This window comes from Streptomyces sp. NPDC041713 (assembly GCF_055591085.1).
The window spans coordinates 670,508-695,638 of record NZ_JBVIZY010000001.1; the positions used below are offsets into that span (position 1 = coordinate 670,508).

Annotated in this window: 24 protein-coding genes and 1 riboswitch; of the genes, 16 read left to right on the forward strand and 8 right to left on the reverse strand. The window is 73.0% G+C overall.

Annotated elements, in window-relative coordinates:
- Positions 1–113: 113 nt before the first annotated feature.
- Positions 114–1,178 (forward strand): anthranilate phosphoribosyltransferase, encoded by a 1,065-nt coding sequence (gene trpD, locus ACZ6CV_RS02875; RefSeq protein ID WP_469249105.1) that lies wholly within the window; start codon positions 114–116, stop codon positions 1,176–1,178.
- An 84-nt stretch (positions 1,179–1,262) separates the two neighbouring features.
- Positions 1,263–1,380: riboswitch (SAM riboswitch) on the forward strand.
- 164 nt (positions 1,381–1,544) lie between these two features.
- Positions 1,545–2,966: an aminotransferase class V-fold PLP-dependent enzyme gene (locus ACZ6CV_RS02880; RefSeq protein ID WP_469249109.1), complete on the forward strand. Its 1,422-nt coding sequence runs from the start codon at positions 1,545–1,547 to the stop codon at positions 2,964–2,966.
- A gap of 21 nt (positions 2,967–2,987) precedes the next feature.
- Here ACZ6CV_RS02880 and ACZ6CV_RS02885 read toward each other — a convergent pair whose 3' ends face one another.
- The gene (locus tag ACZ6CV_RS02885; RefSeq protein WP_055566223.1) at positions 2,988–3,269 is read right to left on the reverse strand and encodes an Lrp/AsnC family transcriptional regulator; all 282 of its coding nucleotides are present in this window, start codon (positions 3,267–3,269) and stop codon (positions 2,988–2,990) included.
- The gene (locus ACZ6CV_RS02890; protein WP_362368149.1) at positions 3,266–3,997 is read right to left on the reverse strand and encodes a rhomboid family intramembrane serine protease; all 732 of its coding nucleotides are present in this window, start codon (positions 3,995–3,997) and stop codon (positions 3,266–3,268) included. Before ACZ6CV_RS02890 ends, ACZ6CV_RS02885 begins: the two co-directional genes overlap by 4 nt.
- A gap of 180 nt (positions 3,998–4,177) precedes the next feature.
- Here ACZ6CV_RS02890 and ACZ6CV_RS02895 point away from each other — a divergent pair, with 180 nt between their 5' ends.
- From ACZ6CV_RS02895 to ACZ6CV_RS02915, 5 genes are all read left to right on the forward strand, one after another.
- Positions 4,178–4,417 (forward strand): hypothetical protein, encoded by a 240-nt coding sequence (locus ACZ6CV_RS02895; protein WP_355813701.1) that lies wholly within the window; start codon positions 4,178–4,180, stop codon positions 4,415–4,417.
- 34 nt (positions 4,418–4,451) lie between these two features.
- Positions 4,452–5,801 (forward strand): NYN domain-containing protein, encoded by a 1,350-nt coding sequence (locus ACZ6CV_RS02900; protein WP_469249111.1) that lies wholly within the window; start codon positions 4,452–4,454, stop codon positions 5,799–5,801.
- A gap of 268 nt (positions 5,802–6,069) precedes the next feature.
- Entirely contained in the window at positions 6,070–7,101 is a 1,032-nt protein-coding gene (locus ACZ6CV_RS02905; RefSeq protein WP_362368155.1) for a C40 family peptidase, read from the forward strand.
- 256 nt (positions 7,102–7,357) lie between these two features.
- Positions 7,358–8,386 (forward strand): C40 family peptidase, encoded by a 1,029-nt coding sequence (locus tag ACZ6CV_RS02910; protein WP_469249114.1) that lies wholly within the window; start codon positions 7,358–7,360, stop codon positions 8,384–8,386.
- Positions 8,387–8,424: 38 nt separating this feature from the next.
- Positions 8,425–9,627, forward strand: coding sequence for a hypothetical protein (locus ACZ6CV_RS02915; protein ID WP_469249116.1), 1,203 nt, complete (start codon positions 8,425–8,427; stop codon positions 9,625–9,627).
- On the opposite strand, the gene ACZ6CV_RS02920 is transcribed toward ACZ6CV_RS02915, so the two are convergent.
- Positions 9,584–10,822, reverse strand: a complete 1,239-nt coding sequence (locus tag ACZ6CV_RS02920; RefSeq protein WP_469249118.1) for a glycosyltransferase 87 family protein — start codon at positions 10,820–10,822, stop codon at positions 9,584–9,586. The genes ACZ6CV_RS02915 and ACZ6CV_RS02920 overlap by 44 nt on opposite strands.
- 165 nt (positions 10,823–10,987) lie before the next feature.
- Between ACZ6CV_RS02920 and ACZ6CV_RS02925 the strand changes: the two genes are divergently transcribed.
- Positions 10,988–12,130: a glycosyltransferase family 4 protein gene (locus tag ACZ6CV_RS02925; RefSeq protein WP_469249120.1), complete on the forward strand. Its 1,143-nt coding sequence runs from the start codon at positions 10,988–10,990 to the stop codon at positions 12,128–12,130.
- 299 nt (positions 12,131–12,429) lie between these two features.
- On the opposite strand, the gene ACZ6CV_RS02930 is transcribed toward ACZ6CV_RS02925, so the two are convergent.
- Complete coding sequence (locus ACZ6CV_RS02930; protein WP_362368170.1) at positions 12,430–14,226, reverse strand: AMP-dependent synthetase/ligase; 1,797 nt, start codon at positions 14,224–14,226, stop codon at positions 12,430–12,432.
- A 333-nt stretch (positions 14,227–14,559) separates the two neighbouring features.
- Between ACZ6CV_RS02930 and ACZ6CV_RS02935 the strand changes: the two genes are divergently transcribed.
- The 6 genes from ACZ6CV_RS02935 (at position 14,560) to ACZ6CV_RS02960 (ending at position 19,731) form a co-directional block, all read left to right on the forward strand.
- Positions 14,560–15,309: a metallophosphoesterase family protein gene (locus ACZ6CV_RS02935; RefSeq protein WP_469249606.1), complete on the forward strand. Its 750-nt coding sequence runs from the start codon at positions 14,560–14,562 to the stop codon at positions 15,307–15,309.
- Positions 15,310–15,391: 82 nt separating this feature from the next.
- Entirely contained in the window at positions 15,392–15,832 is a 441-nt protein-coding gene (locus ACZ6CV_RS02940) for an SRPBCC family protein (RefSeq protein ID WP_469249122.1), read from the forward strand.
- A gap of 168 nt (positions 15,833–16,000) precedes the next feature.
- Positions 16,001–17,242, forward strand: coding sequence for an ArsA family ATPase (locus ACZ6CV_RS02945; RefSeq protein ID WP_469249123.1), 1,242 nt, complete (start codon positions 16,001–16,003; stop codon positions 17,240–17,242).
- 109 nt (positions 17,243–17,351) lie between these two features.
- Positions 17,352–17,876 (forward strand): DUF5304 domain-containing protein, encoded by a 525-nt coding sequence (locus ACZ6CV_RS02950; RefSeq protein ID WP_469249125.1) that lies wholly within the window; start codon positions 17,352–17,354, stop codon positions 17,874–17,876.
- 52 nt (positions 17,877–17,928) lie between these two features.
- Positions 17,929–18,882, forward strand: a complete 954-nt coding sequence (locus tag ACZ6CV_RS02955) for an ROK family glucokinase (RefSeq protein WP_355813669.1) — start codon at positions 17,929–17,931, stop codon at positions 18,880–18,882.
- 75 nt (positions 18,883–18,957) lie between these two features.
- The gene (locus tag ACZ6CV_RS02960; protein WP_469249128.1) at positions 18,958–19,731 is read left to right on the forward strand and encodes an endonuclease/exonuclease/phosphatase family protein; all 774 of its coding nucleotides are present in this window, start codon (positions 18,958–18,960) and stop codon (positions 19,729–19,731) included.
- Positions 19,732–19,734: 3 nt separating this feature from the next.
- On the opposite strand, the gene ACZ6CV_RS02965 is transcribed toward ACZ6CV_RS02960, so the two are convergent.
- The 4 genes from ACZ6CV_RS02965 to ACZ6CV_RS02980 all read right to left on the reverse strand — a co-directional run bounded on the left by ACZ6CV_RS02965 (position 19,735) and on the right by ACZ6CV_RS02980 (position 22,924).
- Positions 19,735–20,697: a CU044_5270 family protein gene (locus tag ACZ6CV_RS02965; RefSeq protein WP_469249130.1), complete on the reverse strand. Its 963-nt coding sequence runs from the start codon at positions 20,695–20,697 to the stop codon at positions 19,735–19,737.
- Positions 20,690–21,373: an RNA polymerase sigma factor gene (locus ACZ6CV_RS02970; RefSeq protein ID WP_469249132.1), complete on the reverse strand. Its 684-nt coding sequence runs from the start codon at positions 21,371–21,373 to the stop codon at positions 20,690–20,692. Before ACZ6CV_RS02970 ends, ACZ6CV_RS02965 begins: the two co-directional genes overlap by 8 nt.
- Before the next feature lie 158 nt (positions 21,374–21,531).
- A complete protein-coding gene (locus tag ACZ6CV_RS02975) occupies positions 21,532–22,152 on the reverse strand; it encodes a hypothetical protein (protein ID WP_469249134.1) in 621 nt (206 codons plus the stop codon).
- Positions 22,145–22,924 (reverse strand): alpha/beta hydrolase, encoded by a 780-nt coding sequence (locus ACZ6CV_RS02980; RefSeq protein ID WP_469249136.1) that lies wholly within the window; start codon positions 22,922–22,924, stop codon positions 22,145–22,147. The genes ACZ6CV_RS02975 and ACZ6CV_RS02980 overlap by 8 nt, the downstream gene beginning before the upstream one ends.
- 144 nt (positions 22,925–23,068) lie before the next feature.
- On the opposite strand from ACZ6CV_RS02980, the gene ACZ6CV_RS02985 reads away from it, so the two are divergent.
- Together ACZ6CV_RS02985 and macS are read left to right on the forward strand one after the other, a co-directional pair.
- On the forward strand, positions 23,069–23,821 hold the full coding sequence (locus tag ACZ6CV_RS02985; RefSeq protein WP_469249138.1) for a lysophospholipid acyltransferase family protein: 753 nt from the start codon (positions 23,069–23,071) through the stop codon (positions 23,819–23,821).
- A 50-nt stretch (positions 23,822–23,871) separates the two neighbouring features.
- Positions 23,872–25,113 carry a MacS family sensor histidine kinase gene (gene macS, locus ACZ6CV_RS02990; RefSeq protein ID WP_469249141.1) on the forward strand — a complete coding sequence of 414 codons (1,242 nt, stop codon included), beginning with the start codon at positions 23,872–23,874 and terminating at the stop codon, positions 25,111–25,113.
- Positions 25,114–25,131 lie beyond the last annotated feature (18 nt).

The window sequence follows — 25,131 nt, forward strand, 5'->3', positions numbered from 1 at the left end:
AGCCCCGTCCAGTGCATGGACGGGGCTCTTCGCCGTCCCGGGGCTGGATAGGGTGGTGACACCCCGGCGTGCCGGGGCGTTTCCCCACCCACCGGACAAGACCAGGAGCAGCCATGAACGCTGTGACCCCCGCAGGAGGCGACACCGCGGCGGCCCGTTCCTGGCCCGACGTGCTGAACGGTCTGCTCGACGGGCGGGACCAGAGCGCCGACGACACCGCGTGGGCGATGGACCGCATCATGCGCGGCGAGGCCACCGACGCGCAGATCGCGGGCTTCGTGGTCGCGCTGCGCGCCAAGGGCGAGACCGTCGCGGAGATCTCCGGTCTGGTACGGGCGATGTACGCGCACGCCAACGTCGTCGAGGTGCCGGGCCCGAGCGTGGACATCGTGGGCACCGGCGGCGACGGCGCCAAGACCGTCAACATCTCCACCATGTCCGCGATCGTCGTCGCGGGAGCCGGCGCCAAGGTCGTCAAGCACGGCAACCGCGCCGCCTCCAGCGCGTCCGGCGCCTCCGACGTCCTGGGCAAGCTCGGCGTCAACCTGGACCTCACGCCCCGGCGGGTCGTCGAGGTCGCCGAGGAGGCCGGCATCACCTTCTGCTTCGCCGTGAAGTTCCACCCCGCGCTGCGCTACGCCGGCGCCGCCCGCAGCCAGCTGGGCATCAGGACGGTCTTCAACCTCCTCGGCCCGCTCACCAACCCGGCGCGGGTGCGGGCCCAGGCGGTCGGGGTCGCCGACCCGCGGATGGCGCCTGTCGTCGCCGGGGTCTTCGCCGAGCGCGGGCACTCCTCGCTCGTCTTCCGCGGCGACGACGGCCTCGACGAGCTGACGACGACGTCGACGTCCCGGGTCTGGATCGTGCGGGACGGCGCCGTGCGCGAGGAGGCCTTCGACCCGCGGGACGCCGGGATCGACCTGGTGCCCGTCGAGGCGCTGCGGGGCGCCGACGCCTCGTACAACGCCGAGGTCGCCCGGCGCCTCCTGGACGGCGAGAGCGGGCCGGTGCGGGACGCGGTGCTGCTGAACTCCGCGGCGGCCCTGGTGGCCCTCACGCCGACCGACGAGCCGCTGGTGGAGCAGATCCGCGCCGGGATGGCCAAGGCGGCGCAGGCGATCGACTCCGGCGCCGCCCAGCGGGTCCTTGAGCGCTGGGTGGCGGCCAGCAACCGCTGAGCGGCCCCCTGTGTGACGCAAGGCGCAGTCCGGATTTTGGACTGCGCCTTGCGCGCCGAAGATCGTATGGCAGGATGCTGCACAGGTCATGAGTGACAGCGACTACGGCCCCGGCCCGCTGTCCGGCAACCCTCCGTCCGTGGCGGGGTGCCCCGGGTGAAGACCAGGTCGTACGCAGCAAGGCGTATGGCAAGCGCGGACCCCTGCAAACCCTGGGGTCCTGGTCCTCAAGGGAGCAGTCTCGTGAGCAAGCGAATGTGACAGGGCTTTCACGCCCCGCCTCCGCACACCCTTTTTCACCCTTCTCCCGCGCCGTCGACATCGCTCCGGCGCGGTGAATTCGCCTGCCTCTCACGGGAGTTCGCCATGTCTGTTTCCGCCGTTGCCGTCGACGCCTCCGTCTGTGCCCCGCTGGCCGTGCTCGGCCGGGACGTCACCGTTCCGCTGGTCACCGGCGGCGAGGTGACGTACGCCGCGCTCGACTACGCGGCGAGCGCGCCGGCCCTGCAGCGGGTCTGGGACGACGTGGCCGCGTACGCGCCGTACTACGGAAGCGTGCACCGCGGCGCCGGCTACCTCTCGCAGCTCTCCACCGACCTCTTCGAGAACTCCCGTGCGACCGTCGCCGACTTCCTCGGCTGCCGCGAGGGGGACCAGGTCGTCTTCACCCGCTCCACCACCGACTCGCTGAACCTGCTGGCCGCCGCCCTGCCCGCCGGCTGCGAGGTCTTCGTCTTCGAGACCGAGCACCACGCCTCGCTGCTGCCGTGGCGGGACGCCCGCGTCACCTACCTCGACGCGCCGCGCACCCCCGACGAGGCCGTGCACACCCTGGAGCGCGCCCTCGCCGACCGCGATCCTTCCCCAAGCTCTCAGCTCCGTTCGAGCAGGGGAGGCCCCAATGGCCCCGCCCTGGTCTGTGTGACCGGCGCCTCCAACGTCACCGGCGAGATCTGGCCGGTGCGCGAGCTGGCCGCCGCGGCCCACGCGCACGGCGCCCGCATCGTCCTCGATGCCGCGCAGCTCGCGCCGCACCACCCGGTCTCCATCGACGAGTTGGACGTGGACTGGGTCGCCTTCTCCGGTCACAAGCTGTACGCGCCGTTCGGCTCGGGCGTCCTCGCGGGCCGCTCCGACTGGCTGCGCGCCGCCGAGCCCTACCTCGCGGGCGGCGGCGCCTCGCGGAAGGTGGCGCGACGCCCCAAGGAGGCGGGCGGCGGCGTGGACGTGGAGTGGCACGACAGCGCGGCCCGGCACGAGGCCGGCTCGCCCAACGTCATCGGCGTCTACTCGATCGCCTCCGCCTGCAAGGCGCTCACCGAGGCGGGCTTCGACGAGCTGGTCGCCCGTGAGCAGTACCTGATCGCGAAGGTGCGCGAGGGCCTCGCCGAGGTGCCGCAGGTGCGGGTGCTCTCGCTCTTCGGGGACGACGCGCCGCGTGTGGGCGTCATCTCCTTCGTCGTGGACGGCTGGAACAGCTCGCACTTCGCCGCCGCGCTCTCCGCGGAGTACGGGATCGGCGTACGGGACGGCCTGTTCTGCGCCCACCCGCTGGTGCGCACCCTGCTCGGCGGCGCGCCCGACGAGCCCGGCGAGTGCGGCGCCCCCGAGGCCGCGCCCGGCGAGAAGTCGCTGAACGCCATCCGGGTGAGCTTCGGCGCGGGCACCCCCGACGAGCACGTCGAGCGGTTCGTGCGCGCGGTCAAGGAGCTGGTGGCGGACGGCGCCCGGTGGAACTACCGCACCGAGGACGGGCGTTGCGTGCCGGACACCGGCGCGGCCGCCTGACCGGACGGGCCTGGACGGCGCCTAGGAGTCGAGGCCGATCGCGAACGCGGCCTCCAGGTCGTGCTGGGAGTACGTGCGGAACGCCACGTGCGTGTCGGTCCCCTCGACACCGGGGATCTTGCTGATCCGGCCGGGGATGACGTCGGCGAGGTCGTCGTGGCGCGGCACCCGCACCATCGCGATGAGGTCGTAGGTGCCGGTGACGGAGAAGACCTCGCTCACGGAGTCGAGGGCGGCGATCGACTCGGCGATCTCCGGGATCCGGTCCACGCTGGTCTTGATGAGCACGATCGCGGTGATCACGGCTTGCAGTCTCCCTCGGTGGCCGGTGCGGTGGCCCTCACTCTAGTCGTCCACACCCGCCACCCCCACGCGCAGACGAAGCCCAGCGAGAAGCCCACCAGGTGCGCCAGATAAGCGACCCCCGTCCCCTTGCCGTCCTGCCCGGCGGCCAGCCACTGCAGCGTCACCCAGAACGGCAGCACCACCCACGCCGGGAAGCGCAGCGGCAGAAAGAAGAGGAACGGGAAGAGGCTGGTGACGCGCGCCCTGGGGAAGAGATACAGGCAGGCACCGAGGACGGCGGAGATCGCGCCGGAGGCTCCCACGAGCGTCTGGTCGGAGCCCGCGTGCGCGGCGGCGTAGGCGAGCAGGGCGAGGTAACCGCAGCAGAGGTAGAAGCACGCGTACAGGAGGTGGCCCATGCGTTCCTCGACCATGACGCCGAACACGTACAGGAAGAGCATGTTCCCGAGCAGATGAAGCCAGCTTCCGTGCACGAAGAGGGCGGTGAACGGGCCGAGCGCGGCGCGCGGGGCACCGCTGAACAGTTCGACGGGTACCACCCCCCACTGCTCGAAGTAGGCCTGCTGGGCGCCGATCAGCTCGTCGCCCCGGCCGTAGGAGGGGTTGAACCCGGACACCGGTGAGATCAGGAAGACCACGCAGCAGACGGCGATCAGTCCGTACGTCACCGGGGCGGTCCGTGCCCCCAGCAGCCGGCCCGCCTTCGCACTCCATGTTCGGATCATGGGCAAAGCATGACGTAACGGGCGCTACCTGCCCAGGCCGCCATGCCGCTCCGCGGCCCGCAGCGTCGCGCCCCTTACAGGCCTTAGGGTTACGGGCAATACGCACGAGGAAACCTGCGTAGACCCCTCGGTCGCCGAAGACGTCGCCGGACAAGTCACCGAAGAAAGCGAACAGCCACGATGACGGTTCCCCTGCCGACCGCCACCACCCGGTGGCGCTGCACGCTCTGCGGCAATCTCACGCGTTTCGATGTGACCCGCAGCTCGAAGGTCGTCGAGTATGTCCATCTCGACCTGGCCGGAGAGTCGAACGTCGAGGAACGCGAGGTGGTCAGTGAGACCATCGAGTCCGTGCGCTGCCGCTGGTGCAACGCCGTGGATCAGGTCGAACTCGTGGACAGGCCGGGCACCGACTCCTGAGGGAGCGGGGCCCGCACAGCTAGTGGGGTGACGGATGGTGGAGAGCTCAGGCGGGGAGCCGGACGACGGCACCGCTGAGGTGCTCGACCGTCCGCTGCCCGACGGGGTGCGGCGGCGGGTCGTCCACATCGTCTCGGACGGCTTCGGCGGGCTGACCCTGGCGGAACTGCCCGCCCAGCTGCGCCAGTACGCCCGCTTCACGCCGACCCGGCGCGCGAAGTTCGCGGGCAACGCCATGGCGGCGGCGCTGGAGCACGACACGCTCTTCCGCCAGCGCATCGGCGAACGCCTCAGGGAGGCGCAGCCCGAGCTCGCCGCCGCCCTGGACGCGGGCTCACCGCCGCCGGCCGCCGATCCGCTGGACGTGGCGGCCGCGGCCTATGTGCTGCGGCCCACCGGCTGGGTGAAGCTGGTCACGGCGGCGGGCGAGGAGGCCCAGCGGGCCGACGCCGAGCGCGCCGACGACGAGACCAGGGCCGAGCTGGAGCGGCTGCGCGAGGAGCTCGCCGCGGCCCGCGGCCAGACCAAGGCGGAGACCGAGCGGCTGCGCACCGAGCTGGAGACGGTGCGCAGGGAGGCCGAGTCGACCCACCGCAAGCTGCGCGGCGCGCTCAGCGACGTCAAGCGCGGCGAGGCCGCGCTGCGCAAGGCCGCCGCCGAGATCGAGGCGGTGCGCGCCGAGGGCCAGACCCAGCTGTCCGCCGCCGAGAGCGAGAGCCGGCGGCTCAAGGCGCGGCTCGGCGAGACGGAGGCCGCCCTTGAGGCCAGCCGCCGCGCCGCCCGCGAGGGCCGCAGCGTCGAGGACATGCGGCTGCGGCTGCTGCTCGACACGGTCCTGGACGCCGCGCAGGGGCTGCGGCGCGAGCTGGCCCTGCCGCCGGTCTCGGCGCGGCCCGCCGAGACCGTGGACGCCGTCGAGCCGGGCCGGATGTCGCCCAAGGACATCGCCGCCCGCGCGCTCTCGGAGAACGATCCGGCCATTCTGGATCAGCTGCTCGCCCTGCCGCAGGCCCATATGGTGGTCGACGGGTACAACGTCACCAAGACCGGCTATCCCACGATGCCGCTGGAGAAGCAGCGGCTGCGGCTGCTCGGCTCGCTCTCGCAGCTCGCCCTGCAGTCCGGTGCCGAGGTCACCTGTGTCTTCGACGGCGCGGAGCTGGTCGCGCCGGTGCTGCTCGCGCCGCCGCGCGGGGTGCGGGTGCTGTTCTCCAAGCCCGGTGTCACCGCTGATGAGTTGATCCGTCAGCTGGTGCGCGCGGAGCCGCCGGGCCGTCCCGTGGTCGTCGTCTCGACCGACCGCGAGGTGGCCGACGGGATCGCCAAGGCGGGGGCGCGGCCGGTGGCTTCGGCGGTGCTGCTCAAGCGGCTTTCGCGGAGCTAAGTGATGTCCCGTAACTCCTGGGCCCTATGCCCGAATTGGGGGACGCGGTGGGCGACGTAGCGTCAGAAGATCATTACTGGCTGTGCGTTATCGGTAAAGAATGCGCTTCGCGACCGATTTTTTACTGATGAGATTTGTACTGATCACAAGAAGGTCACTAAGGTCTCGCCTCGAACCCCCGCTCGGTTGATCACCCATCCGGGGTGGCGGCGGTGGTACCCGCCCGCCGCGTCCCGGTAGGCGGCCGGAGGAAGAAGGAGCCGCCCGCGTGGCGTCCCACCGTCGACCCAAGCAGCCGAGCCGCACCCGCGTGACCGTGCTCACCGCGACCGCCGCCGCTGCCGTGGCCCTCACCTCGCAGGGTGCCGCCCAGGCCGCCCCGAAGCCGAGCAAGGACGAGGTCAAGTCCAAGGTCGACAAGCTCTACGAAGACGCGGAGCGGGCCACCGACAAGTACAACGGGGCCAAGGAGAAGCAGGAGAAGCTGGAGAAGCAGATCGGCGACCTCCAGGACAAGGTCGCCCGCGGCCAGGAGGACCTCAACGACCTGCGCGACGGCCTCGGTTCGATGGCCAGCGCCCAGTACCGCTCCGGCGGCATCGACCCCTCCCTGCAGCTCTTCCTCTCCTCCGACCCGGACGACTACCTCGACAAGGCGTCCACCCTCGACCAGTTGAGCAGCCAGCAGGTCGACGCGCTCAAGAAGATCCAGAAGAAGCAGCGGGACCTCGCGCAGCAGCGCAAGGAGGCCTCGGGCAAGCTGGACGACCTCGCCGACACGCGCGAGGAGCTCGGCAAGAAGAAGAAGGAAGTCCAGGGCAAGCTCGGCGAGGCGCAGCGGCTCCTCAACTCGCTGACCGCCAAGGAGAAGGCCGCCCTGGCCGCCAAGGAGCAGAAGCGCGCGAGCCGCGCCGCCGGCGACCGTGCCGACCTCGGCGACGAGAAGCCCGCATCCGGCCGCGGCGCCGCCGCCCTCAGCGCCGCCGCCACCCAGATAGGCAAGCCCTACGTCTCCGGCGGCACCGGCCCCAACTCCTACGACTGCTCGGGCCTGACCCAGTGGGCGTTCGCGCAGGCCGGCGTGCACATCACCCGGACCACGTACACCCAGCAGAACGACGGCACGAAGATCGGCCGGGGCGAGCTCAAGCCCGGCGACCTGGTGTTCTTCAACAACCTCGCGCACGTCGGCTTCTACGCGGGCAACGGCCAGGTGCTGCACGCCCCGCACCCCGGCGCGTCGGTGCGCTACGAGTCGATGTCCTACCTCGGCTCCTTCCAGTTCGGCGTCCGCATCTGACGCGGGGAGCGGCGCCCCGCCGCTCCCGCACCCCTGACGTCAACGCCGTGCCGACACCGCCCAAACGGGCGAATTCCGGCAACTCCCGCTGACCCCACGCCCCGTTGGTGACCTGGTCCGAGACGGGGCGTCGGGCTGTCCGGGCCCGTCGCGCACCCCGCGAGGTCTTTGGCCGCCGCGTGTCCGCACGGCTACTGTCGGCGCGCATTCCCCCGGACAGCCGGGGGTTCGTCAGCGGAAGGGAGAGCGGCTTCCCGTGGGGTCCCATCGCCGTCCCGCACAGCCCGGTCTCGACCGGAGCACGCGCGTGACCGTCCTTTCAGCGGCCGCCGCCACCGCGGCGGCGGCCCTCGGCGCCGCGCCGGCGGGCGCCGCGCCGCAGGACAAGCCGTCCGACACCCGGGCCACCGTGGACCGGCTGTACGAGCAGGCCGAGCAGGCAACCGAGCTGTACAACAAGGCCGATGAGCGCGCCGACAAGCTCCGTGCGCAGGTCGGCCGGGCCAAGGACAGCGTCGCGCGCGGCCAGGAGCGCATCAACCGGATGCGCGGGGCGCTCGGCGCGCTGGCCGGCGCGCAGTACCGGTCCGGCGGCATCGACCCCTCACTGGCCCTGCTGCTCTCCTCCGACCCGGACGGCTACCTCGACCGGGCCTCGGTCCTCGACCGCGTCGGCGCCCGTCAGGCGGGCGAACTCGCCGATCTGCAGCGGGCCCAGCGCACGCTCGCGCAGGAGCGCACGGAGGCGGGCCGCAAACTCGCCGAGCTGGAGAAGAGCCGCACCGCCGTCGCCCGCCACAAGCGCACCGTCGAGCACAAGCTGGCCAAGGCCAGGAAGCTGCTCAACTTCCTGCCGAGCGGGGAGCGCGGCGCGTACGGGAGATCCTCGCGCTCCGGCGAGCGCGCCGCACTGCCCGAGCTCGGCGGCGCCCCCGCCTCCTCGCGGGCCGCCGCCGCCATCGCGGCCGCCCGCTCAGCGGTCGGCCGCCCGTACGTGTGGGGCGCCAGCGGACCCTCCGGATTCGACTGTTCCGGCCTCATGCAGTGGTCGTACGCCCAGGCCGGCGTCGCCCTGCCGCGCACCTCGCAGGCCCAGCGGTACGCCGGGCGCCAGGTGTCCCTGTCCGAGGCCAGGCCCGGCGACCTGGTCGCCTACCGCGACGACGCCAGCCACATCGGGATGTACATGGGCAACGGCCAGGTGCTGCACGCCCCGTACCCCGGGGCCGCGGTCCGCTACGACCCCGTCGGCATGATGCCGGTCTCCTCCGTGACGCGGGTCTGACCGGCGGGCGGCCGGACCCGCCCCGTACGATCGGGAAGGTGGCTGGTCGCGGACGCGGGTCGTGGGTGGTGGCGCTGTGCGGCGCGCTCTGCCTCGCCCTGCTCTCCGGCTGCGGCGGCGACCCGGTCCCGGACGCCGCCGCCGACGACGTACGCAGACTCCTGGAGCGGCGCGCGCGGGCCGTCCTCGCCGACGACGCCACGGCGTACGAGCGGACCGAGCGGCCCGAGAAGGGCGCCCCGGACCTCTTCGAGCGCGTCGACGACGTGCCGCTGGACTCCTGGGAGTACCGGCTGACCGGGCTGGAGCGCACCGGCGCCGAGGCCACCGCGAGCGCCGAACTCCTCTACCGCATCAAGGGCCAGGACCGCGCCCCGGTCACCGCGGAGCGCACGCTCTCGCTGCGCTGCGGCGACGGCCGGTGGTACGTCACCTCCGAGCGCCCCGCGAAGAAGTCCGGCCAGCAGCTCTGGGACCAGGGGCGCGTGCGCGTCGAGCGGGGCGCGCACAGCCTCGTCCTCGGCGTCGGGCAGAGCGCCGCGGAGCTGCGCGCCCACCGTGAACTCGCCGACCGGGCGGTGCCGCACGTGCGGGACGCCTGGCCGGGCGGCTGGCCGGGGAAGGTCGTCGTCCTCGTGCCGCGCTCCCTGGACGACATGGCGGGGCTGCTCGGGGCGTCCGCGTCCGGGTACCGGGGGATCGCGGCGGTCACCACGGGTGAGGCGGGCGGGTCCGGCCGGGCGCCCGCCGACCGGATCATCGTCAACCCCGAGGCGTACGGCGTTCTCGGCGACTTCGGCAGGCAGGTCGTCCTCACCCACGAGGCGACCCACGTGGCGACCCGCGCGCAGACCTCCGCGGCCACCCCGCTCTGGCTCTCCGAGGGCTTCGCGGACTGGGTGGGCTACCGCGGCACGGGGCGCACCGCGGCGCAGGCCGCGCCCGAACTGCGGCGTGCGGTGCAGCGGGGGGAGGCGCCGGACGCGCTTCCCGAGGACGACGACTTCGGCTTCGCGGGGGACGCGGCGCGGCTCTCGGGGGCCTACGAGGGCGCCTGGCTGGCCTGCCGGATGATCGCCGAGCAGTGGGGCGAGCGGAAGCTGACGGACTTCTACCGGGCGGTGGGCGCCCACGACAAGCGGGCCGGCGCGGTCCGGGACGCGCTGCGGGACGTCCTGGACACCACGCCCGGGGACTTCACGGCGCGCTGGCGTACGTATCTGCGTGCGGAGCTTGGCTGAGCTGGTCCGGCACCGGGTACCGCTGTGCCCGGTACGGTTCGGACACCGTCTGCCGCCACAGGTTCCGGCAGGCCAGCACGGTCGCGGCGACCAGCAGGCCGTTGCGTACGAGGAGCAGCGCCACGCCCAGCGGATCGCTCGCCACCACGTGCGAGAACCACACCGGGAACTCCAGGAACGTGACGAACGTGGCCGCGAGCACCAGCCGCACCGGGACCTCCATGCGGCCGCCGCGGAACACCAGGCAGACCGCGCCGACGCCGATCAGCCAGAGCATGTACTGCGGGCTGATCACCCGGCTCGTGGTGGTGAAGAGCAGCACGGCCACGAAGGCCGCATCGGCGGGCGTGCTCGCGACCCGGGTCGCGGCCCGCAGCCGCCACACCAGGAGCCAGCAGAACGCGGCGACCGTCAGCGCCTGCGCCGCGGTGCTCACCAGCGACACGTACGGGCCGAGGAACTCCACCGAGCCGTAGTTGAGCCGCACTTCGCCCCGCCAGCCGAGATGGCGCCCGACGTGCAGGACGAGGGCGCCGAGGGACTCCACCTCGGTGCCGCGGTCGCGCTGGAAGGTGAGGAAGGCGAGGGCGCCCGGCATCGGCACGACGAAGGCCAGGGTGAGGGCGCAGGCCGTGCCCGCCGCCGCGGCCCAGGACCGCCGGGTCGCCCGCCCGCGCGGCGCGCCGACGAGCAGCAGCACCGGCCACACCTTGAGCAGCGCCCCGAACCCGGCGAGCACCCCCATGGTGCGCGGGTGCCGCGCCCCGGCGAGCAGCGCGGCGACGGCGACGGCGACCACCATCACGTCGTAACGGGCGTACACGGTGGGCCCCAGCAGGGCCACGCCCACGACCCACGTCCAGGCGCCGCGCGGCGACTTGCCGGGGCGCCGGCCCGCGTACAGGAGCAGTCCGCAGACCGCGGCGTCGCAGAGCAGGGCGAGGACGAAGAAGGCCGTGGCGTAGCCGAGGAAGGGCAGCAGGGCGGGGGAGAGGACCGTGAGGGCGGCGGCGGGCGGGTACTGCCAGGTGACGTCGTCGAGCGGGAAGGTGCCGGTGCGCAGAACCTCGTACCAGCCCTGGTAGATGACGGAGACGTCGCTGGTCACGTCCGGGCCCGGACCGGCGAGCACATGGAGGACACACAGCAGCAGGACGGTTCTGGTCAGGACCCAGACGGTCAGGATGCGCATCATGTGCACTTCACCCCTTTCCTGCTATTTCATTGCGATTCGGGGAGCCATGATGCCGGGCGGGTCCGGGCCAGGGCGAAGAGGCTGGGCCGTGCGGCGCCGCGGAGCGGGTCGGTGGCCCGGAGGGCACTCCGTGCCGCGGCGGGCCTTTCGGTACTGTCGTGCGCGATGCACAAGACCCTGATCGTCACGAACGACTTCCCGCCCAGGCCCGGTGGCATCCAGGCGTTCCTGCACAACATGGCGCTGCGCCTGGACCCCGAGCAGATCGTCGTGCACGCCTCCACCTGGAAGCGCGGCCGCGAGGGCGCCGAGGCCACCGCCGCCTTCGACGCCGAACAGCCCTTCCAGGTCGTACGCGACCGTACGACGATGCTGCTGCCGACCCCGCGCGTCACCCGTCGCACGGTCGAGCTGCTGCGCGAACACGGCTGTACGTCGGTGTGGTTCGGGGCGGCCGCGCCGCTCGGGCTCATGGCGCCCGCGCTGCGCAGGGCGGGCGCGCGCCGGATCGTCGCCACCACCCACGGCCACGAGGCGGGCTGGGCCCAACTGCCCGCCGCGCGCGGGCTGCTGCGGCGGATCGGCGAGTCGACGGACACGATCACCTATCTCGGCGAGTACACCCGCTCCCGGATCGCCGGGGCGCTGACCCCGGCGGCGGCGGGCCGCATGGTCCAACTGCCGCCCGGCGTCGACGAGAAGACCTTCCACCCCGGCTCCGGCGGCGCGGAGGTACGGGCCCGGCTCGGCCTCACCGACCGGCCCGTCGTGGTCTGCGTCTCGCGTCTGGTGCCGCGCAAGGGGCAGGACACGCTGATCCGCGCCCTGCCGAGGATTCTCGCCGCGGAGCCGGACGCGGTGCTGCTCATCGTGGGGGGCGGCCCGTACGAGAAGGACCTGCGCCGGCTCGCCGCCGAGACGGGAGTGGCCGATTCCGTGCGGTTCACCGGGGCGGTGCCGTGGGGGGAGCTTCCCGCGCACTACGGCGCGGGGGACGTCTTCGCCATGCCGTGCCGGACGCGGCGCGGGGGCCTGGACGTCGAGGGCCTCGGCATCGTCTACCTGGAGGCGTCCGCGACGGGCCTCCCGGTCGTCGCCGGCGACTCCGGCGGGGCGCCGGACGCGGTGCTCGACGGGGAGACGGGGTGGGTCGTCCCGGGCGGCTCGCCCGAGGAGGCGGCCGACCGGATCGTCGCCCTGCTCGGCGACGGGGCGCTTCGCGCGCGGATGGGGGAGCGGGGCCGGGCGTGGGTGGAGGAGAAGTGGCGCTGGGATCTCCTGGCGGAGCGCCTCCGTGCCCTCCTGTAACGCGGACCGTCTGCCACGCCGCCGTGGCTGATCGCGCAGTTCCCCGCGCCCCTAAAGGCCGCCTACGGTTCTGCCGCGGCTGGTTGCGGTGCGGCTGACGGCCGGTGGTCCATACCCGCGCAGTTCCCCGCGCCCCTGAAAGGCGGCTCCGCCGCCTCCCGGGATGCGGGGAAAGCGGGGCGCAGCCCCGGCATTCAGGGGCGCGGGGAACTGCGCAAGCGGCCACGAATCAGCCGCACTCGCGACGGAACAAGCCCCCCCCCACGGCGCGTGGGCGCCCCCGTTCACGCAGCCCGAGGCTAGCCCCGGTAGATCGACTCGATCTCGTCCGCGTAATCCTTCGCCACGACATTCCGCTTCAGCTTCAGCGACGGCGTCAGATGCCCCGACTCCTCCGTGAACTGGGAGCCGAGCACCCGGAACTTCCGTACGGACTCCGCCTTGGAGACCGCCGCGTTGCCGTCGTCCACCGCGCTCTGGATCGCCGCGAGCAGATCCGCGTCGTCCCGCAGCGACGTCGCCGTCGACCCCGCGGGCTTGCCGTGCTCCGCGGCCCAGCGGCCGAGGAACTCGTCGTCGACCGTGACGAGCGCGCCCACGAACGGGCGGCCGTCGCCGACGACCATGCACTCGGCGACCAGCGCGTGCGCGCGGATGCGGTCCTCGATCACGGCGGGGGCCACGTTCTTGCCGCCCGCGGTGACGATGATCTCCTTCTTGCGGCCGGTGATGCGCAGATAGCCGTCCTCGTCGAGCGTGCCGATGTCACCGGTGTGGAACCAGCCGTCCGCCAGCGCCTCTTCGGTGGCGCCCTCGTTGTTCCAGTACTCCTTGAACAGATGCTCGCCGTGGAGCAGCACCTCGCCGTCGTCGGCGATGCGGACCACCGAGCCCGGCAGCGGCTGGCCGACCGTGCCGATCTTCTGGCGGTCCCACGGGTTGAAGGCGGTGGCCGCACAGGACTCCGTCAGGCCGTACCCCTCCAGGACCGTGAAGCCGATGCCGCGGAAGAAGTGGCCGAGGCGCTCGCCGAGCGGCGCGCCGCCGGAGATCGCGTACTCGCCGCGGCCGCCGAGGACCGCGCGCAGCTTGCTGTAGACCAGCTTGTCGAAGACCTTGTACTTGACCTTCAGGCCGAGCGAGGGCCCCGCGGTGGTGTCGAGCGCGCGGCTGTACGCGATCGCCGTGTCCGCGGCCTTGTCGAAGATCTTGCCCTTGCCGTCGGCCTGCGCCTTGGCGCGCGCCGAGTTGTACACCTTCTCGAAGACGCGCGGGACGCCCAGGACCATGGTCGGCCGGAAGGAGGCGAGTTCGTCCGTGAGGTTCTTGACGTCGGGCGCGTGGCCGAGCTTGATCGGCGCCATCAGCGCGGCGACCTCAACGAGCCGTCCGAAGACGTGCGCGACGGGCAGGAAGAGCAGCACCGAGCACTCGCCGGTACGGAACAGCGGCTTGAGGCGCTCCACCACGTTGCCGCACTCCGCGAAGAAGCTGCGGTGGGTGAGCACGCAGCCCTTGGGGCGTCCGGTGGTGCCCGAGGTGTAGACGATGGTGGCCGGGTCGTCGGCGCCCGCGACCGCGCTGCGCTCGTCGACGGTCTCGTCGGCGACCTCCGCGCCGGCGGCGTGCAGCTCCTCGACGCCGCCCTTGTCGATCTGCCAGACGTGCGCGAGGCCGGGCAGCCGGTCGCGCACGGACTCGACCGCGGCGGCGTGCGCGTCGAGCTCCACGACGCAGGCGACGGCGCCGGAGTCGCCGAGGATCCACTGGATCTGCTCGGCCGAACTCGTCTCGTACACCGGGACGGTGACGGCGCCGGCGCTCCAGATGGCGAAGTCGAGGAGCGTCCACTCGTACCGGGTGCGGGACATCAGGCCGACCCGGTCGCCGGGGCCCACGCCCGCGGCGATCAGACCCTTGGCGGTGGCGCGCACGTCGGCGAGGAAGGCCTTGGCGGTGACGTCCTGCCAGCGGCCGTCGACCTTGCGGCCGATGACGGCGACCTCCGGGTGCTGCGCGGCATTTCTGCGGACGATGTCGGTCAGATTGCCGTCCGCAGGGACCTCGTACAGGGCCGGAAGGCTGAACTCGCGCAAGACTGCTGCTCCTACATAAGGGCGCCGGCGCCACGACGTTGTGTGCTGCGACGGTGCGGTCCAAGATCGGGCAGGTGCTCAGTCGAGATGGGGGGCTGAGCACTACTGGACTGCCCGGACGTTACCCACCGGTATGGCTTGTTCGGTAGGGGGGCAGGCCCAGATGTTCGGTGCGTCACACGTCGCTGTGGTCTGAATCGCACAGTACGCCACCGTCTTCCCGACTCGGAAGTAACCGCAGGTCCGGCCGGTGGACGGGCGCCGGGCCGTGGCCCCTACCCTCCGCGGGGCCGCCGTCCTAGGGTGATCGGCATGCCAGCTTTCCGGGTCAATGTGGTCAGTGACGTGCACGGCAACGCCGAGGGGCTCGCCCGCGCGGGGGAGGGCGCGGACGCGCTCGTCTGCCTGGGCGACCTCGTGCTCTTCCTCGACTACGCCGACCACTCGCGCGGCATCTTCCCGGCCCTCTTCGGCGCGGAGAACGCCTCACGCCTCGTGGAGCTGCGCACCGCCCGCCGCTTCGACGAGGCCAGGGAGTTCGGGGGGCGGCTCTGGGGGGAGGTCGACCGGGCGGCCGCGATCGAGAGCGCGGTCCGCAAGCAGTACGCCGAAATGTTCGCGGCCTTCCCCACCCCGACCTACGCCACCTACGGCAACGTCGACATCCCCGCCCTGTGGCCCGAGTACGCGGGACCCGGCACCACCGTCCTGGACGGCGAGCGGGTGGAGATCGGCGGCCGCGTCTTCGGCTTCGTCGGCGGCGGCCTGCGCACGCCGATGCGGACGCCGTACGAGATCAGCGACGAGGAGTACGCGGCCAAGATCGAGGCGGTCGGCGAGGTCGACGTGCTGTGCACGCACATCCCGCCGGACGTTCCCGAGCTCCTCTACGACACGGTGGCGCGCCGCTTCGAGCGCGGCAGCCGCGCACTGCTCGACGCGATCCACCGGACCCGCCCCAGGTACGCGCTCTTCGGCCACGTCCACCAGCCGCTGGTCCGGCGCATGCGCATCGGCGCGACGGAGTGCGTGAACGTCGGGCACTTCGCGGGGTCGTCGCGGCCCTGGGCCCTGGAGTGGTGAGGGCGAACCGCGCGGTAGCCTTCACGCGGTAGGACCACCTCGGACACCCCCGTACCGGACCGCATCTGGAGGAGCCACGGCCATGGCCGAACACACCAGCTCGAGCATCACGATCGAGGCGGCACCGGCCGAGGTCATGGGGGTGATCGCCGACTTCGAGCGCTACCCCGACTGGACGGGTGAGGTGAAGGAGGCCGAGGTCCTCGCCACCGACGAGCGGGGCCGCGCCAAGGAGGTCCGCCTCGTCATGGACGCGGGCGCGATCAAGGACGACCAGACGCTCGGCTACACCTGGACCGGGGACGACGAGGTGAGCTGGACCCTGGTGAAGTCGCAGATGCTGCGCTCCCTGGACGGCTCCTACCTGCTGCGCCCGGCGGGGACCGGCACCGAGGTCACGTACAAGCTGACGGTGGACGTCAAGATCCCCATGCTCGGCATGATCAAGCGCAAGGCGGAAAAGGTCATCATCGACCGAGCCCTGGCGGGCTTGAAGAAGCGAGTCGAGTCGAAGGAAGCCTGAGCGGGCCAGGGGGGCTTGAGGGGGAAGCGGGGCGCAGCCCCCGCTCCCCAGGGGCGCGGGGAACGGCGCGAGCAACCACACCCAGCCGAAAGCCGCAAACGAAGCGGCCCCCCGCGGCGAGTGGGCGCCCCCGCCAAGCCCGCGCAGCCTCCCGTACCGTTCACCCACATGCGCACCCTCCTAGTCACCGGCCCCGGCGGCTCCGGCCGGACCACGCTCGCCGCGGCCACCGCACTCGCCGCCGCGCGCGCGGGCCAACGGACCCTGGTGCTCTCCGCCGACCGCGCCGACACCCTCGGCACGGTGCTCGGCGGCGCCGGAAGCCACGGCAGCCACGGCAGCCACGGCAGTCCCGGCAGTCCCGGCAGTCCCGGCGCCCCCGGCGCCGACGCGCACCCCGGACTCACCGTCCGACGGCTCGTCCCCGACGCCCGCTTCCGGGACGACCTGCTCGCCGTGCAGGAACGTGCCGCCTCCGCCCTCGACCTGCTCGGCGCCGAGCGGCTCGACGGCGAGGAGCTCACCCCGCTGCCCGGGGCCGAGGAACTGGCCCTGCTCCGCGCCCTGCGCGACGCGGCCCACGAGTCCGGCCGGGACGGCGGCCACGACACCGTGGTCGTCGACCTGCCCGCCGCACCCCGCGCGCTCGCGATCCTCGCGCTCCCCGAACAGCTCCGCCGCTATCTGCGCCGGCTCCTGCCGCCCGAGCGGCAGGCCGCCCGCGCCCTGCGCCCCATGCTCGGCCGGCTCGCCGGCGTCCCGTTGCCCGCCGCCTGGCTGTACGAGAGCGCGGCCCGCCTGGAGGACGAGCTCGCCGCCGTCCAGCGCGTGATCGAGGCCCCCGGCACCACCGTCCAGCTGGTCGCCGAGCCCGGCCCCGCGGGCGCCGACGCCGTCCGCACCACCGCCACCGGCCTGGCCCTGCACGGCCTGCGCACCGAGGCCCTGATCGCCAACCGCGTACTGCCGGACGCGAGCGCCGACACCTGGCTCGCCGGGTTCGCCACCCAGCAGCACAAGACGCTCGACACCTGGGAGTCCGCGTACGGCCGCGTCGGCAGGGTCCCGCACCTCGGCCGCGACCCGCGGGGCCCCGACGACCTCGCCGCCCTCGGCCTGCCGGCCCCCGCCACCGCTCCCGCCCCCGTCGCCTGGCCCGTCACCGAGGCCCCCGCCGAGGAGGCGGACCACCGGTACGTGTGGCACATCCCGCTCCCCGGCGTCGCCCGCGACGAGCTCGGCCTGATCCGGCGCGGCGACGAACTCGTCGTCACGGCCGGACCCTTCCGCCGCATCGTCACCCTGCCGTCCGCGCTGCGCCGCTGCACGGTCGCCGGGGCGGGGCTGCGCGAGGGCGAGCTGCGGGTACGGTTCGCGCCCGACCCCGGCCTCTGGCCGCGCGGGAACTGAGAGCCTGCCTTCGCACCCCCGCCCTCGCCATCGCCCCCGCCCTCGTCATCGCCCTCGCCCCCGCACGGACGGTGAACGCGTGACCGCCATTCGGGTAACGTCGAGTGGTATGAGCGATGCCACCGAGCGCGAAGCCCCCGAAGTCGACGCAGACGCCTGGGAGAAGGCCTGCGCCGAGGATCTCGCGGCCGAGCGGGCCCGCCGCCGCGACCGGTACGGGGCCCCGACCGGGTCGGCCGCCGAGGAGCTGCGCAAGCTCGTCGACGCCGTCTCGGAGAAGCTCTCCGGGCTGCAGTCACCGCTGCTCGGCGCGGTCGCGCAGGGCGCCGTCGAGCAGACGGTCAGGCAGGTCGTCCGGGAGGCGAAGGCCGCCGTCGAGCCGGTCATCGAGCGCAATCCGGACGTCTTCGACCACCTCGCGGCGGCCGGCTCCGAGCTGCTCGCCGCCTACCGCTCCGCGGCCCGGGGCCAGGAGGGCCGGTGGACCCGCGGCGACGGGCGGGCCGGCGGCGCGAAGGACGGGCCGGACGACGGGCCGAAGCGCGGCGCCGAGGGTGGCGCGCAGGGCGGGGCGCGGGGCCAGGACCGCCGGGACGAGGGTCCCGCGGCAGGGGAACACATCGATCTGGACTGACCCCCCTCGGGTACGGTGGGCCGTAGCGGGGCTCGATCGAACTGAGGGATTCATGGGACTCACCATCGGCGTCGACATCGGCGGCACCAAGATCGCGGCCGGAGTGGTCGACGAGGACGGCAACATCCTCTCGACCTTCAAGGTGCCGACCCCTGGTACTTCCGAGGCCATCGTCGACGCGATCGCCTCCGCCGTCGCGGGCGCACGGGCCGGGCACGAGATCGTCGGCGTCGGCATCGGCGCCGCCGGATACGTCAACCGCCAGCGCTCCACGGTCTACTTCGCGCCGAACATCGACTGGCGCCAGGAGCCGCTCAAGGAAGAGGTCGAGAAGCGCGTCGGCCTGCCGGTCGTCGTGGAGAACGACGCCAACGCCGCGGCCTGGGGCGAGTACCGCTTCGGCGGCGGCAAGGGCCACCGCAACGTCATCTGCATCACGCTCGGCACCGGCCTCGGCGGCGGCATCATCATCGGCAACAAGCTGCGCCGCGGCCACTTCGGCGTGGCCGCCGAGTTCGGCCACATCCGCATGGTGCCCGACGGCCTGCTCTGCGGCTGCGGCAGCCAGGGCTGCTGGGAGCAGTACGCCTCGGGCCGTGCCCTCGTGCGGTACGCGATGCAGCGCGCCAACGCCACCCCCGAGAACGCCGAGTACCTGCTCTCGCTGGGCGACGGCACCCCCGAGGGCATCGAGGGCAAGCACATCTCGATGGCCGCCCGGCAGGGCGACGCCGTCGCGATCGACTCCTACCGCGAGCTGGCCCGCTGGGCGGGCGCGGGCCTCGCCGACCTGGCGTCGCTCTTCGACCCGTCCGCGTTCATCGTCGGCGGCGGCCTCTCGGACGAGGGCGAGCTGGTCCTCGACCCGATCCGCAAGTCCTTCAAGCGCTGGCTCGTCGGCGCCGCCTGGCGCCCCGAGGCCCAGGTGATCGCCGCCCAGCTGGGCAACGACGCGGGGCTCGTCGGAGCGGCCGACCTGGCGCGGGAACCCGACCCGGTCATGTGACATCGGCCCGTACGGCGCACCGGTGCCCGTCGCGTCCCCTCCGGGAGCGGCGGGCACTGTCGTATCTTGATCGCCATGGCCAGCGAACCGCTCCCCAACTCCCGCACCGAACCGGACGGTTCGGCCGTCATCCGGGTGCTCAGCTACAACATCCGCTCGATGCGCGACGACACCGCCGCGCTCGCCCGGGTCATCTCCGCCTGCGCCCCCGACCTCGTCCTGATCCAGGAGGCGCCGCGGTTCTTCCGCTGGCGCAAGAAGCTGGCCCGCCTGGCGCGCGCCGCCGACCTGGTGATCCTCTCCGGCGGCGGCAGCGCGGCAGGACCTGCGCTGCTCTGCTCGCTGCGCGCCACCGTCGAGCGCACCGAGGACGTGCTGCTGCCGCTCACCCCTGGCCTGCACCGGCGCGGCTTCGCCACCGCCGTCGTCCGCCTCGGCGGCGCCCGGCTCGGCGTCCTGAGCTGTCACCTGAGCCTGAGCAGCGACGAGCGGTACGAGCAGGGCGGCATGCTCCTCGACCGGCTCGCGGGGATGGGCGTGGAGCACGCGGTGGCGGGCGGCGACCTCAACGAGCGGCCCGACGGGCGGACGTTCCGCAGGCTCGCCGGCGCGCTGACGGACTGCTGGGCGGCGAAGCCGTGGGGGAGCGAGCACACGTCGACGCCGGCCGACCCGCACCAGCGCATCGACGCGCTCTTCACCACCCCCGGCATTGAAGTCCTGGGCTGCGGCGTGCCGTTGGGGCTGCCCGGGGTGAGCGAGGAAGACCTGAGGGCGGCCACGGACCACCTGCCGGTCCTGGCCGCCCTGAGGGTTCCCGCGTCCCGTCGGGGTGACGAGGCGCGGTGAGGTCTACGGTCGCTGCCTCACCTTGTCGACGACCGCCCACTCGACGGTGTGTGACAGCTGCGTGTACGTCTTCTTCCCGTCGCGCGAGACCCGCTCATCACGAAAGCCCAGGAACGCATAGGACTTCGGGTCGAAGATGAGGTACCTGCCCTTGAATTGGGAGGGGTAGGCGATCCCCACACCGGGCCGCCCGGCGGAGTCCTCGACCCCTTCGACCGTCTTGACGCCGGGCACGAGCGCCAGTCCTTCGTAGGCCGCGGCGCGCAGCCCTTCGGGCAGCGTCGGAGCCTTCAGGAGCTCGCCGAGCAGGAAGTAGGCCTGCCACCGGTCGTCCTCGGTGAGTGCGCTGATCGGGGTGTCGCCGCTGCCCATGGACACGATGGCCGGGACGAGCTTCTCGGGGTCGGTGGGCAGCTTCTTCAGCTCGGCCCACCGGCGGGGCGGCCACACCCCCTCGCCCTTGCCCATGGGCTCCTCCCACATGACCTTGCCGAGCTCCATGGACAAGGAGCGCCGGGAGCCGTCCACCGAGTCCCACATCTCATCGGTGTAGGTCCTGACCTCGCCGGTCTTCTGCTCCGTTTCCTTGATGACCCGCTTGGAGTAGAGGAACTGGTCGTCGCGGGGCACCACGGTCCGCTTCTCGTGCCTGCGCTCCCGGGCCGCCGCGCCGCTGAGCACCTTCGCGGCGGCGACGGTGGCCGCGTTCGGTGAGCCGACGGCGGGCGGCTTCGCCTGCTGCCGCTCATCCGTACCGTCGCCGGTGACCAGAAGGGTCGCCGCCACCGCGGCCGTCACCAGGCCGGTGAGGGCGATGCGCAGCACGGGGCGGCGCCGCAACGGCCGTACCGTGGCGGGACGTTCGTTCATCGCGGCGAACAGCCGCACCCGCCCCCGATGGCGGGTGTCGTCGTCCAGCGGGGGAGTCCCCGCCTCCCAGCCGCGCAGTTCATCGAGCTCATTCATGGACGTGTGCCTCCTGGAAAGCTGTCGGATCGGACCCGCCCAGTGCTTCGCGCAACGCGCTGCGAGCCCGGTGCAGCCGTGATCTGACGGTGCCGACGGGCACCCCCAACGCCTGCGCCGCCTCCTCGTAGCTGAGGTCGGCCCACGCCACGAGGAGGACCACGTCGCGGTGGCGGGCGGAGAGCCCGGCCAGCGCCGCCGCCAGGTCCGTGCGGAGCCCCGCGGCGCCCGCTCGGGCCACCGCGCGGTCGGCGACCGGCTCCTCGTGCGGCACCGGCGAGGGCACCCGCGCCAGCGCCTTGAAGCGGCGGGCCTCGGCCCTGCGGTGCCGGCCGATGAGGTTGGTCGCGATGCCGAACAGCCAGGCGCGGGCGTCGGCCCGCGCCGGGTCGTAGCGGTGGCGCTGCCTGAAGGCGGTGATGAAGGTGTCGGCCATCAGATCCTCCGCCGCCTCGGGGCCGAGCCGACGTGCCGCGTACCGGTATACGGAGTCGGCGTGCCGGTCGTAGAGGACGGCGAACTGCTCGGGCTCGTCCCGGGACCGTTCGATGGACCGGGCGTCACTCGGCTCGGGCTGCCCGGGCGGCGGCTCGTGCTCTCCCCGGTGGAGCACGGGCCGACCGGCGCGGGCCTCGGGGTGGTGCGCACCGAGGGGGACGCCGGGATCGACGGTCATCGGGGCTCCTTTCGTTCGTCTGAACGCCTCGAAGGCTTGGGCTCGTTCGGTGGTTCACCCCTTCTTCGCCGCTGACCGGGATCGGGTTCCATCCGGGTGCGGGCATACGAAAGGCCCGCCCGGAGCTGTCCGGACGGGCCCTCTCGCTGGTGCCGGGGTCAGACGACCGCGCCGCGCCCCGGGTCGTCGTCCTCCTCGTCGTCGCCGCCCATCCGCATCACGAGCGTGGCGAAGCCGCCGAGGAAGCCGCCGATGCCGAGCGTGGTCAGCCACCACGTCATCTGCCAGCCGAAGAGCACCGCGAGCAGGATGAGCAGCGGCCCGCCGAGCACGGCGAGCCAGGCGAACCTGGCGGTCACGTCCGCCTCGGGGAGCGGCGGCGGCTCCGGCGGCACGAAGTGACCCTCGTCGTCGGCGTCGAAGTCGTCCTCGGAGGGCTCAGGGGTGGTGTAGTCGCGGGGGCCGCCGACGCCGGGCGCGAACGAGACGGAGCTGCCGAGCGGCTTGCCGCCGCCCGGCTTGTCCTCGGCGTCCTTGACCGGGCCCGCCCCCGGGCCGCCCGCTGGCCCGTTCGACTCCGCCTCCAGGAGCGCCAGGCCGTCGACCGACTTGAAGGGCTTGGCGCCCGGCGGGTCCGCGGGCTCCTCGCCGTACCCCGCGACGATCGCCTGCCAGGCGGCGTCCTCGTCCAGGGGCAGGCCCTCGGGCGGCTCCTCGCCCTTGCCGGGAACCTTCTCGGGCTCGCGGCTCTCCTCGCGGTCCGCCTCGTGCTCAGCCACCGGTTGCCGTCCCTTCCTTGCCGAAGCTGGGGGCGAGCCGGTCGATGAACGTGTGGCTCTCCTCGAAGATCCGGTCCGCGTCGTAATCCAACGTCGCGACGTGGTAGCTCTGTTCCAGCAGGATCTCCGTGACGTCCCGGGAGGAGACGCGGCTGAGGATCCGCGCCGAGTCGGCGGGCGGCACCACGTGGTCGTGCGGGCTGTGCAGCACCATCAACGGCTGCGTCACCTGCGGCAGTTCGGCGTCGACCAGGCGGAAGAAGCGGCGCAGCGAGTGGGCGGCGTGCAGCGGGATGCGGTGGTAGCCGATCTCCTCGGAGCCGGGCTTGGCGATGTCGCTGACGATGCCCTTGGTGCTCGGCACCAGGTGCCGGGCGACCGGCAGGGTGTGCGCCGCCGCGCCGTGCACCTTGTTCCCCGGGTTGACCAGGACGAGGCCGCTGATCGCGTCGCCGTGCTTCGCGGCGAGCCGCAGCGCGAGCGCACCGCCCATCGAGAGCCCGAAGACGAAGACCCGCTCGCACCGGTCGACGAGGCCGCGCAGCTCGCGCTCCACCTCCGCGTACCAGTCCTGCCAGCCGGTGATCTGCATGTCCTCCCAGCGGGTGCCGTGACCGGGCAGCAGCGGCAGCGAGACGGTCAGGCCGCGCTCCGCCAGATGCTCGGCCCAGGGGCGCAGCGACTGCGGGGATCCGGTGAAGCCGTGGCAGAGGAGGACGCCGACCTCGCCGCCTTCGTGGCGGTACGGCTCGGCTCCGGGGAGGACCGGCACGTCGGTCTCCTTCGTGAGAGGTGGGAGTACTTCACCGTACGCGACCGGACTGACACCGACCAGGGTCGTCGGGCCCATTGGCGGTACCCCGGGTTAAGGTCTGATCCACAGACACAGGAGGCACTCGGTTTGATCTACGGCGCAATGAAGGTTGCCATCGGAGGGCCGCTGAAGCTCGGCTTCAGGCCCTGGGTGGAGGGCCTTGAGAACGTCCCCGCCGAAGGCCCCGCGATTCTGGCCAGCAACCACCTCTCGTTCTCGGACTCCTTCTTCCTGCCCGCGGTCCTCGACCGGAAGGTCACCTTCATCGCCAAGGCGGAGTACTTCACCTCGCCGGGCGTGAAGGGCAAGTTGACCGCGGCCTTCTTCAAGGGCGTGGGCCAGCTCCCGGTGGACCGCTCCGGCGGGCGCGGCGCGGGCGAGGCGGCGATCAAGAGCGGCATCGACGTCCTGGAGCGCGGCGAGCTCTTCGGCATCTACCCCGAGGGCACCCGCTCGCCCGACGGACGCCTCTACCGCGGCAAGCCCGGCGGCCTCGCCCGCGTGGCGCTCGCCACCGGCGCCCCCGTGCTCCCCGTCGCGATGATCGACACGGAGAAGATCCAGCCGCCCGGCAAGGTGCTGCCCAAGCTGATGCGGCCCGGCATCCGCATCGGCAAGCCGCTCGACTTCCGCCGCTACCAGGGCATGGAGCAGGACCGCTTCGTGCTCCGCGCGCTGACCGACGAGGTCATGTACGAGATCATGAAGCTCTCCGGCCAGGAGTACGTCGACATGTACGCGACAGCCGCGAAGCGCCAGATCGCCGAGGAGGCCAAGGCCGCCAAGGCCCTGGAGAAGAGCGCCGAGAAGAGCGCGGAGAAGGGCGCGGGCGACAAGGAACGTTCCGGCGCTTAGCCGCGTCCGTTCAGGGGCGGGGAACGGGTGGGAAGACGGCGGTGGGGGACATGGCCAAGCGCGAGAAAGTCATGAGGATGTCGGTCGAGCAGCCGCTGTGGCGCGCGCTCACCGCCTACCGCGTCCTGACGATGCTGTACGCGATCGGCCTCTTCGTCGCGGCGCACGAGAAGCTGGACCGCCCCTGGCTCGCCGTCGCCTACTACGCGGTGCTCGCCCCCTGGACGCTGGCCACCCTGCCCCGCGTCGCGAACGCGGCGAGCTGCACCCGGCGCTTCCTCTTCGCCGACCTGACCGTCGCGATCGTGGGCATCCTGCTCACGCCGCTCGCCGACTCCCAGCAGCGGATCGTCGACGGCGGCCCGACGCTTCCCTCCATATGGACCGCGGGCTCCGTGCTCGCGTTCGCGATCAAGGGCGGCTGGCGCTGGGCGGCCTCGGCGTCCCTCCTGGTCGGCGTCGCCAACGTGGTGCAGCGCGGCGCGTTCAGCCGCGACACCCTGCACAACGTCCTGCTGGTCTGCATCGCCTCCATCGCCATCGGATACGTCGTGGAGCTGGCCCGCGCCTCCGAGCGCACCCTGGCCCGCGCCCTGGAGATAGAGGCCGCGACCCGCGAGCGCGAACGGCTCGCCCGCGACATCCACGACAGCGTGCTTCAGGTCCTCGCCATGGTGCAGCGCCGCGGCACGGCCATCGGCGGCGAGGCCGCGGAGCTCGGCCGGCTCGCGGGCGAGCAGGAGGTCGCGCTGCGCACCCTGGTCGCCGGGGGCCTGGTCCCCGCCTCGCACGCGTCGGAGGACGTCTCGCAGGGCGCGGTCGTACGCGAGGTCGAGGTGCCGGACGACGAGCCGGACGACACGGCGCCGTGCGATCTGCGCTCGCTCCTCGCCCCGCACGCCGGGTCGAAGGTGACGCTCTCCGAGCCGGGCGCGCCGGTCCTCCTCGCGCCGCGGGCCGCGCGGGAGCTGGCGGCCGCCGTCGGCGCCGCCCTGGACAACGTCCGCCGACACGCGGGCGCCGACGCCCGCGCCTGGATCCTGGTCGAGGACGAGCCGGACGACGTGATCGTGACGGTCAGGGACGACGGCCCCGGCATCCCGGAGGGGCGGCTCGCGGAGGCCGAGGGGGAGGGCCGGCTCGGGGTCGCGCTGTCGATCCGGGGGCGGCTGCGGGACATCGGGGGCACGGCCGAGCTGATCTCGGTGCCGGGCCAGGGGACGGAAGTGGAACTGAAGGTGCCGCGCGCGGAGGCGCGGGAGGCACGGGGGAAGGCGGGAAAGGCGAGATGAACGAGCACCAGAGGCAGA